Below are 10,066 nucleotides of genomic sequence, written 5' to 3'. Positions count from 1 at the left end.
TAACGCTCAAAGCACTTTCTTGAGCCGGGTTAACGGCAGCTATCATTGCGATAGAAGACATAACAGCTAGCTGGGAAATCAATAACCATGCTCTTCGACGCCCCATTCTGGCTGTTAGCAAAGGCACAGGAAGGCGATCAACAAGTGGCGCCCATAAGAATTTGAAAGAATAGGCTAAAGCCGCCCAGCTAAAATAAGTAACCGTCGAGCGTTCGACCCCTGCTTCACGCAACCATAAAGACAGCGAAGAAAATATTAACAGTAAGGGAATTCCTGCCGAAAACCCGAAGAACAGCATCGACAGAACCCGAGGGTGCTTTAGAGAGCTTAAAGACTGGCGCCAGCCTAAGTGTGCTTGAGACATATTTTTATATTTTCATCGCGAATTGAAGATAAAAGCACCCTAAAGGAAGCAACAGCCGATTCAGCGTTCTAAGCTTAATCTCTAAAATTATTGAATTGCAGCGGAATATCAAGATCCGATTCTTTGAAGAAGCGCATCACTTCTTGCAAGTCATCTCGTTTTTTACCCGTAACACGAACTTTATCACCTTGAATTGCCACCTGAACTTTAAGCTTGGCTTCTTTCACCATCTTAACCATTTTTCGTGCAACATCTTTATCAATTCCCTGTTTGATATCAAAACTTCTTTTAACTAACTTGCCCGCTTTACTGTCACCCGCCTCAGTCAGAGAACGAACATCAAGCTTTCGTTTAGCAAATGCCATCTGCAGCATTTCGATAAGCTGTTCAAGCTGAAAGTCCTGCTCGGCTGAAAAAGTGACTCGTGTCCCTTCGACAACAATATCGGCCTGAACATTTTTAAAGTCCCAACGGTTACCTAGTTCACGTTTTGCTTGATCAATTGCATTTGTGACCTCATGCATGTCAAGTTCTGAGACCGTATCAAAAGATGGCATGGTATACTCCCGCGTATCATTAACAATAAATTTTCCCCATTATAGCGGGTAGTGACTTGAGTAGTTACTTGAAAAATCAGTTTCAAGAGAATCTCTTGTAAATGACTTTCGCACAAAGCTAAAAACACGTCTAAACTGGGGAAACAATAATAAAGCTGAGTAACTTTTTCTCGCAGTAGAATTTTGTAGCAACTAAGCACGCTGACCATAAGCGCTTAGCGCTACACGCGATAGCCGAAATAGTAAACGGATTTGTATATCGTATTGAAGAATCAGAGACTCGGATAAGGACCTGGACTCATGCCCAATCTCGATCTTTCCATTCTAGTAGTGGATGACACAAAATTCAGCAGCACAATCATAGCCAAAACGCTTGGCAAAGCAGGCTATAGAGACGTCCGCATCGCCAACGATGCCAACACAGCCCTAGCGATGCTAGACAAGCGCCAAGCTAGTGTACTCATTGCAGATTGGTTAATGCCAGAAATTGATGGCTTAGAGTTAACAGCTCAAGTCCGGCAGTTAGATGAGCAAAACAACCACTTTACTTATGTAATACTCTTGACAGCGAAAGAAGGTAGCAGCGCTCTAAATGAAGCCTTCGACAAAGGTATCGACGACTTCATCTTCAAGTCAGAAATGTCTAAGCAACTTCTTCCTCGCGTGTATGCCGCAGACAGAATGTCAGAGCGACAGAATACTTTACTGTCTGCAAATCATTTGCTCATTGAAAACAATAAACACCTCGAAGAAAAGAATATTGTCGATATTGAAACAGGTATTGGTAATAAACGTCTCGCGCAAGAGACTTTAGCAAACTTTCTGAGGCACACCGAGTCTCGTGGTGGCGCAATTAGTTACATGCTAATTGATATCAAAAACTGGCCTGTCATCAAAAAGCAGCACAACCACATGACCTGTGAAGAAGTCGCACTAGGTATAACGCGCCGCTTAAGAAGCCTAATTCGCCCCTTAGATGTTCTTTGCCGCGTTGCAGAACATCAATACGCGATCATCGCTAACTTTGGCAACATAGATCATTGCTCTATCAGTTCTTATCGCCGCATTCATGATGGTATAAATCTAAAATCTTTCCGCACAGCTTCCGGTTATGTGTCAGTCAAAATCGCATCATGTATTTGTACAGTTGATGATAGTGCCTCAGTGCCGCGCGTAAGTGACATAGAAGAAGGCTGCCAACAGCAAATGCGCCAGGCAATTGAAACAGACACGATTGTAATCTCTCGCTGGAAGAATGAGCCGAACACTAGCATACTGTAAATAGCCCGATTAATACTCCAAAATGGGATAGCACGGCAAGGGGTTGATCATGCTAGGGGTGAAACCCTCCGCCTGCCGTTTTCGTTATTTATTCAATATAAGTAGACTGCCAAAGCCTGTAGACCGAGCCGTCTATAGGCTCGCTAGCAGGCTAGTACATCACATCACAGCACCTCACAATAGCAACACAATCCCTTACAAGACCTTACTCAAAAACTATATTGTTACGGCCTCTTATAACCTAGAATTATTTTCGTGGATTTGAGTAGTATCCCCCGTTAGCGGAGGGTTTTGTTGTACCTCCGCTGTTTTTTCGGGCTGCTATTATCCAAAGCTATTTACAAGTTCTTCATCATTTTCGTTTTGCTTATCTTCAAGCAATTTAGGGCTAAGTTTTTATGAACTTAGCCTTTTTTTGTGTCTGTCCGCTTTAGTAAAGGCGTGTTCTTAGCACTTTCTCCAGGTCATCAGATAACAAAATTTCAAACCTGATACCGATAAAAGGGTTAGTTTTATATTCATATTCCCTAGGAAATGTTGTGCCAATATTCAACTGATAGAAAAACCAGCCTTTATACAAATTACGTCGATAGCGAATTTGCGCAAAATACTCTGATACAACGGTATGATGCTGTCGTTCATCGGCAGAAAATCCAAACGAGTATTCCAGCGCTCGCCGCTGATTGATGTCATGGAAAAAAGCAAGGTTTTGAACGTATCGCCTGTGTCCGTACCTTTCATACCAAACAACGGAAGACTGTAGACGAAGCAGATAAAAGTCACCAACCAAGCGATCAAAATCGAAAGATGATCGGGCTCCTGCCCCCCGGCTTTCATACCAAAACAACTCTGGAGAGAAAGTTAATGACCACTTTTCTGACAAACTCCAGCTACGAATTCCTCGAGCCCTTGAAAATATATCGGGGTCCAAATTTGCTTTAAGCCCCCAGTCAAAGGAAAGGCGATCCCAATGGCGTGCATCAAATAAAAGCCTAAAACTTGCATTAATGCCATCCTCACCGGACTCTTCACTCAAGGAGGACCTAGTACTCTCCTGATCCACGGAGTTTTCTGCTTCTTCATCTTCACTTTCCAAAATAAAACGAAAACGTCTTTTTGTTATGGGTAAATCTAAACTAAAACGCAATCTATGAAGCGCTTCTGTCCCATAGTATTTCGACTCACCTAAGCCCAAATAAAGTTTTACATAACTTTGATTGTGATCTGAAATGGCTTCTAGATCACCCATCAAACCATCAATATATGCGCCTAAAGCAACGATATCTCCGGCCAATGCTCTGCGTTTTGTTTCAATCCAGGAGATAGTCGAATTATCGAAGTAAGGGGAGCCCTCTGCTATCTCATCTTGAGCGCTTGAGTCACCCTCATAGGAAGCTGGCAAGGCGATGTCGGTCTTTTTGAGTTCATTAGCATCGACATAAGAAATGCGCCACGATAACAACACACAGATAAAAACAAGCAAACGATGAAACATTCTATAATTATTTTTATATCGACCTTGGCGCATCAAACAACCCACACGTTGAACCAAAATAGTGCAAAACTAATCCATCCGTGAACCGTATATGAACTTAAGCTAAGTCAATCTTAAGTGCCTTATTAAAGAGACTTGCAGCGTACTTAACCATGTTGAGTTAGAATCATACCTCCAATGGTATATAAATTGCTGCGATAACTTGCAAAAATTAGCAATGTATTGATTATAGCATTCATAACACGGCAGTACGGAGATTAGAGATGAAGCAGCAGCTTGTGGTAATCGGAAACGGCATGGCTGGAATGAAAGCTGTAGAAGAGTTAGTCAGCGCCTCTCCTGAAAAGTTTGATATTACGGTCTTTGGTGCTGAGCCCTACGGCAACTACAACCGAATCATGCTATCCCCCGTACTCTGTGGAGAAAAGTCCATTGAAGATATCATTATTCATGACCGGCAATGGTATCACGACCATAATATAACCCTGTATTCCGGAGCAGATAAGCTGGTTATTGATATCGATAGAAGCAAACGTTGCGTCACAGCACGTGATGGCACTCAAGCACGTTATGACAGACTACTGATAGCAACAGGCTCTAAACCCTTTATTCTTCCTATTCCAGGAAGCAAACTCGAAGGTGTGATCGCCTTTCGCGATATATATGATGTCAATAAGATGCTTGCCTATAGCGAGACAAAAAAGAATGCAGTGGTCTTAGGCGGCGGGCTACTAGGTCTTGAAGCAGCCAACGGCCTTGCGCAGCGAGGCATGCACGTTACCGTTATTCATAGCAAGGAAGTGCTCCTTAACAGACAGCTCGATGCGACAGCCGGTCACTTACTCCAGCAGGAACTCACAAGCCGAAACGTTAAGTTTAAAATGCCGGCCGAGACAGAAGAGCTTCTTGCAGATGATTCAGGGCATGTTAGAGCCGTTCGCTTTGCCGATGGAAGTGAGCTCGACTGCGACTTATTTGTTATGGCGATTGGCGTCAGGCCAAATTTTGAACTGGCTGAGAAAGCGGGCTTACATTGTGAAAAAGGCATTGTTGTCAGCGATACATTACAAACGTACGACCCTAGCATCTATGCTGTGGGGGAGTGCATTCAGCATAGAGGCGACACTTTTGGCCTGGTAGCACCTTTGTTCGAGCAAGCCAGAGTATGTGCTAATCACCTCAGTGGCCACGGTGTTGCGGAATACAAGACTCTCCCCAGTGCGACCAAATTAAAAGTAACCGGTATTAACTTATTCTCACTCGGTAATTTCTTAGGTGATGAAGAAAGCGAGGAAATCCGTTTTTCTGATCCTTCTGCCAAGGTATATAAAAAGCTTGTTATCAAAGATAGGCACATCATAGGCGTTGTTCTATATGGCGATACCAAAGACGGCTCATGGTATCAAAGCTTACTTGAACAGCGCTGCAATATCGAAGACATGAGAGAGTTTTTGATATTCGGCCAAGGCTACTTTCAAACCGCCAAGCAAACTACCACCTTAGATTTAGCGGGTTAGGAACATCAAGATGACTCAAATGATCAACTCAACAGAGACAAGCACAAAACCGCAGGAAATAAAGACCACCTGCGCCTACTGTGGTGTAGGCTGCGGCATTATTGCAACAACACACGCTGATAACAGGGACGTGACAATACAAGGCGACCCGCACCACCCAGCTAACTTTGGCCGTCTCTGCTCAAAAGGCTCGGCACTAGGTGAAACCCTAGATCTATCTAGCAGGCTATTGAAGCCCATTATCAAAGGGAAAACGGCCAGCTGGGATCAGACTATCAATCATGTCGCTACCCGATTTAAAGAAACTATCGATCAATATGGCCCCGAGTCCGTTGCGTTTTATGCTTCTGGCCAGCTCTTAACCGAAGATTATTACGTCGCTAATAAGCTGATGAAAGGGTTTATTGGCAGCGCCAATATCGACACTAACAGCCGTCTATGCATGTCTTCCTCCGTCGTTGGCCATAAGCGCGCCTTCGGCAGCGACACGGTTCCCAACTGCTATGAAGATTTTGAACTCTCTAAGCTAGTTGTTCTGATAGGCTCTAACGCAGCATGGTGCCACCCGGTACTGTTCCAACGCATCAAAAAAGCCAAAGAAACAAACCCGGACATGAAGCTCGTCGTTATTGACCCTCGAAAGACCGATAGCTGCGATATTGCCGACCTGCATATTCCAGTGAAAATGGGTAGTGATGTCGCCTTGTTTAACGGCTTACTCGCCTTCTTATATCAAGAGGGAGTAATCGATAATGACTACCTCGAACGATATACTGAAGGCTTTGATCAATGTATTTTGGCTGCGCAGCAAGATGCCTTCAATATTTCAACTGTCGCCGAGAAGTGTAATGTTGCCCCCCACATCATCAAGACTTTTTTCGAATGGTTTCGTGATACACAAGAAACATTGAGCCTATATAGCCAAGGGGTCAATCAGTCTTCGTCCGGCACTGACAAAGTTAACGCCATTCTCAACTGTCACCTAGCAACAGGGCGCATTGGAAAACCTGGCAGCGGCCCCTTCTCATTAACGGGGCAACCCAATGCAATGGGGGGGCGTGAAGTTGGCGGTCTAGCAAACCAACTCGCGGCTCACCTAGAGTTTAATGAACAGGACACAAGCCTACTTAGTGAGTTCTGGAATACCCCAAACCTTGCCAATACACCAGGCATGCCAGCGATTGAGCTCTTCGACGCCGTCGCATCAGGAAAGATCAAAGCCCTATGGGTCATGGCAACCAACCCGGTCGCCAGCCTTCCCAATGCAGAAAAAGTAAGGAAAGCCATTGAACAATGTGACTTCGTCGTTGTGTCTGACTGTGTCGCTCATGCGGATACCTTAGATCGAGCCGAAGTCAAACTGCCCGCTTTGGGCTGGAGCGAAAAAGACGGTACTGTCACCAATTCCGAACGACGAATTTCGCGCCAACGAGCGCTGCTACCACCAGCAGGTGAAGCCAAGCCCGACTGGTGGATTATCTGCCAAGTAGCCAAAGCCATGGGCTACCACGAAGCATTTAATTTTAAATCTGCTGCCGATATTTTTCGGGAACATGCAGCACTAACAGGCTTTAAAAATACGGCTGAACAACGGCCTAGAGATTTCGATATCTCTGGCTTGGCAGAGCTTAGTGACGAACAATACGACTCGCTAGAACCTGTGCAATGGCCCGTAAACAACACTCACCCGAATGGTGTAAAACGATTTTTTTCTGAAGGAGGTTTCTTTACCGCCTCCGGCAAAGCCAAACTCATAGCACTCAGACATCGCCCACCTGTTAACTCATTGTCAGAGGCCTGGCCCCTTGCTTTGAATACCGGACGGGTTCGAGACCAATGGCATAGCATGACCCGCACTGCCTTATCAGCGAGGCTAAACCAGCATAAGCCGGAGCCCTATGTCGAGATCACTCCTGAAGACGCTCATAAGTTCGGTTTAAGTCAGGGCGATATAGCTGAAATAGAAAGTCATTGGGGAAGCATGCTTGCACGAGTGGAGGTCACTAAACGCCTTCCGCAGGGAGAGCTATTTGTCCCCATGCACTGGACCTCTCAATTCAGCAGCCAGGGGCGCGTTGGAGTAGTCGTTAACCCAGAGATTGATCCAATATCCTTCCAACCCGAAAGCAAGCACACGCCGGTTAGCATCAAAGCTTACCAAACCAACTGGCACGGTTTTGTTATTTCACGTCACCCTTTAATTCTTGATGGCATTGACTACACCGTACTCATCAAAGGCGATGGCTACTTCCATTACGAACTTGCAGGAAGGCGGCAAATCAAGCACTGGCAAACCCATCTGTCCAGTCAAATCAGAATCCACTCAGGAGAGCTAGAGTGGCAAACCTATCAAGATGAGCATCAAGGATTATTTCGAACCGCCTGCTTTAATGAAGGCATACTTCAAGCTGTGCTCATCGTAGGTTCGAACTACCAACTACCCGAGCGAAGCTGGATCGCCTCATTATTTAGTCATACCGATAAGCACCCTGAAACCTTAGATACAGAAAGCCGCATGGCTTTATTAACAGGCAAACCACCCATAGGTACGCCGGATGTCGGTAAAATCATATGCGCCTGCTTTAATGTCGGGAAAAAAACCATTCAAACGGCAATAAAGGAACACCAACTAACAAGCCCACAGGAAGTTGGAAAAGTCTGTAAAGCTGGCACCAATTGTGGCTCTTGCGTACCTGAGATAAAAGCGCTATTTACTTAAGGGCAAGCTGACAATAAGCCTCGTACAAGCTAAGTACGAGGCTTATTCCTCCTAAGGGTCGTAGCGGCTAACGAGTACGGTACTCGGCTGACGAGGGGTGTTAAAGCCTTCCGAGGCTTGCTCATTAATTTCGATCAAGGGCACATCTGAAACTAAAGGGTCGAGTTGCTGGGCGTCTTGCCGAACAATCCAATAGCTTGCAACAAACGAAACGGTGAGCGCTGAGTATAAAATGGTATTTCGAGTATATTTTTTCATTCATTAATCCCTGCTTTTTATTTTTAAATTTTTACAACGGAATAAGAACAACACTGATCTTTTTTTAACCAGAAATATGAGTCTACTCTTTCATTTTTATACTGTCTACTATTGAAATACAGATCCCAAACTACTCAGGGTAACCTGTAATATCGCGAATTGTCTTATAAAGTGGTTGCAGCTGGGGATACATCTTCAAATAAACTTCTTTATACAAACGAGCATACAACTTAACTCGTTCAGGGTTTGGCTGAAACACCTTGCCAACACGCGCCATATTCTCAATGGCTTCATCGAAGCTTGCATAAACGCCTAAACCAACAGCAACATCAATGGCAGCCCCTAAGCCAGAGGTTTCATAGGTGTGAGGTCTTTCTGCAGGCATACCAAAGACATCAGCAGTTAATTGCATCGCGGCATCACTTTGAGAGCCGCCCCCCGAGACACGCAAGGTTTTCACCTTAAGCCCGTTTCGCTTTTCCAGACGCTGCATGCCTTCCTTTAAGCCGTAAGCCAAACCTTCCAGAATAGCGCGATAGATATGGGAGCGAGTATGCACATCACCAAACCCGATAATACCGCCTTTTGCCTCCGGCCCAGGGTCGCGCACACCCGGTGACCAGTATGGTTGCAACATAAGCCCCATCGAGCCCGCCGGAACCTGGTTCACCAGTTCATCAAATAACTGTTCAGGTTCTATGCCTCTCTCTTCGGCTATCTTTTGCTCTCGTAGGCCAAACTCTTTTTTGAACCAACTCACCATCCAAAAACCGCGATAAATCATAATCTCGGATGAAAAGTACTTTGGAATTGCAGCCGGATAAGCCGGCATGTATTTAATCGGTCCAATATGTTTAGAGTTAGTTGTATTGATTGTCGCTGTCGTGCCATAGCTCATACAAGCGATATCAGGCCGGTTGCCGCCAGAGCCGATAATCTCGCAGGCTTTATCAGACGCCGAGGCAATGATAGGTAAGCCTTCATCTAGCCCCAAATGAGTTGCTGCCTCTTTGGTCAAAGCACCTAATGATTCCCCAGGATCTACCAGCTCAGGTAACATGTCTTTGCACAAAGAAGGCAAAATCTTAAAACGCCAGTCTGATTCAGCAGCCCACTTTAACTTCTTATAATCAAAGGGAATGTAACCAACCTGGGCACCAACAGAGTCTTTAAATTCTCCCGTTAGCTTAAAGCTCAAATAGCCTGATAACAGCAGAAACTTATGTGTCTTGCGCCATATTTCAGGCTGGCTCTGGGAAATCCATAATGCCTGCGATTTCTCTCGAAATCGATGTACAACATCTTCAACCCCGGCGATTTTAAACAACCACTTCCAAAAACCGGGCACATCCCCTTTTACCTCTGCCCTACGCTGGTCTAGCCAGACAATGGCTGGCCTCACAGGCCTTCCCTGCTCATCAACATTAACGACCGTACCGCGCTGCGTGGTGACCGTTGCTGCAATAATCCTGGAACGATCAATATCAGCTGCAGCCCATAGTTTATCGCAAGCTTTTTTTAATGAAGACCAGTAATACTCTGGATCTTGTTCAGCCCAGCCCGGCTGGCTAGAGAAGTAAGGCTCGAGCTCTTGTTTGCCCTTAGCGATCAAATTACCTTGGGTATCAAATATTATGGCCCGAACACTTTGAGTACCGTTATCAATGGTGAAGATATACTGCTCGCTCATCACACCACCCGCTCTTCTTTTTTGGCTTCTTCGACAGGAAGAGAATAATGAGCACTAATAATACGCTGATACCTGCTCNCCTCCTGATCCCAACGAGGCTCATCCCAGCCTAAAGCTTCCAAACAATGAGCCTTGACGCGAGTAAGCACGGCCTCACCACCTTTAGGAAGAACAAGTCCTAAACG

The 10,066-nt window shown here is 45.3% G+C and carries 7 protein-coding genes and 1 pseudogene; 3 read left to right on the top strand and 5 right to left on the bottom strand.

What is annotated here, in order from left to right; translation table 11 throughout:
- Positions 1-364 (bottom strand): annotated as a pseudogene (locus tag A3763_RS10375) (MFS transporter); the annotation flags it as partial.
- A 74-nt stretch (positions 365-438) separates the two neighbouring features.
- Positions 439-921, bottom strand: coding sequence for a YajQ family cyclic di-GMP-binding protein (locus tag A3763_RS10370; protein WP_068516464.1), 483 nt, complete (start codon positions 919-921; stop codon positions 439-441).
- A gap of 300 nt (positions 922-1,221) precedes the next feature.
- Here A3763_RS10370 and A3763_RS10365 point away from each other — a divergent pair, with 300 nt between their 5' ends.
- Positions 1,222-2,202: a response regulator gene (locus A3763_RS10365; protein ID WP_068516467.1), complete on the top strand. Its 981-nt coding sequence runs from the start codon at positions 1,222-1,224 to the stop codon at positions 2,200-2,202.
- A gap of 430 nt (positions 2,203-2,632) precedes the next feature.
- On the opposite strand, the gene A3763_RS10360 is transcribed toward A3763_RS10365, so the two are convergent.
- Positions 2,633-3,730 (bottom strand): hypothetical protein, encoded by a 1,098-nt coding sequence (locus A3763_RS10360; protein WP_068516468.1) that lies wholly within the window; start codon positions 3,728-3,730, stop codon positions 2,633-2,635.
- A 230-nt stretch (positions 3,731-3,960) separates the two neighbouring features.
- Here A3763_RS10360 and A3763_RS10355 point away from each other — a divergent pair, with 230 nt between their 5' ends.
- Together A3763_RS10355 and A3763_RS10350 are read left to right on the top strand one after the other, a co-directional pair.
- Positions 3,961-5,214, top strand: coding sequence for an NAD(P)/FAD-dependent oxidoreductase (locus A3763_RS10355; RefSeq protein ID WP_068516472.1), 1,254 nt, complete (start codon positions 3,961-3,963; stop codon positions 5,212-5,214).
- A gap of 10 nt (positions 5,215-5,224) precedes the next feature.
- Positions 5,225-7,933, top strand: coding sequence for a nitrate reductase (locus A3763_RS10350; protein ID WP_068516476.1), 2,709 nt, complete (start codon positions 5,225-5,227; stop codon positions 7,931-7,933).
- A 51-nt stretch (positions 7,934-7,984) separates the two neighbouring features.
- On the opposite strand, the gene A3763_RS10345 is transcribed toward A3763_RS10350, so the two are convergent.
- Both A3763_RS10345 and A3763_RS10340 read right to left on the bottom strand, forming a co-directional pair.
- The gene (locus A3763_RS10345; RefSeq protein WP_068516480.1) at positions 7,985-8,191 is read right to left on the bottom strand and encodes a hypothetical protein; all 207 of its coding nucleotides are present in this window, start codon (positions 8,189-8,191) and stop codon (positions 7,985-7,987) included.
- A gap of 130 nt (positions 8,192-8,321) precedes the next feature.
- Positions 8,322-9,881 (bottom strand): FGGY-family carbohydrate kinase, encoded by a 1,560-nt coding sequence (locus tag A3763_RS10340; protein WP_068516483.1) that lies wholly within the window; start codon positions 9,879-9,881, stop codon positions 8,322-8,324.
- Positions 9,882-10,066: the final 185 nt, after the last annotated feature.

The organism is Oleiphilus sp. HI0128 (genome assembly GCF_001635365.1).
The sequence above is the reverse complement of the archived record's forward strand: the minus strand, read 5'-3'. Positions and strand labels throughout refer to the sequence as shown.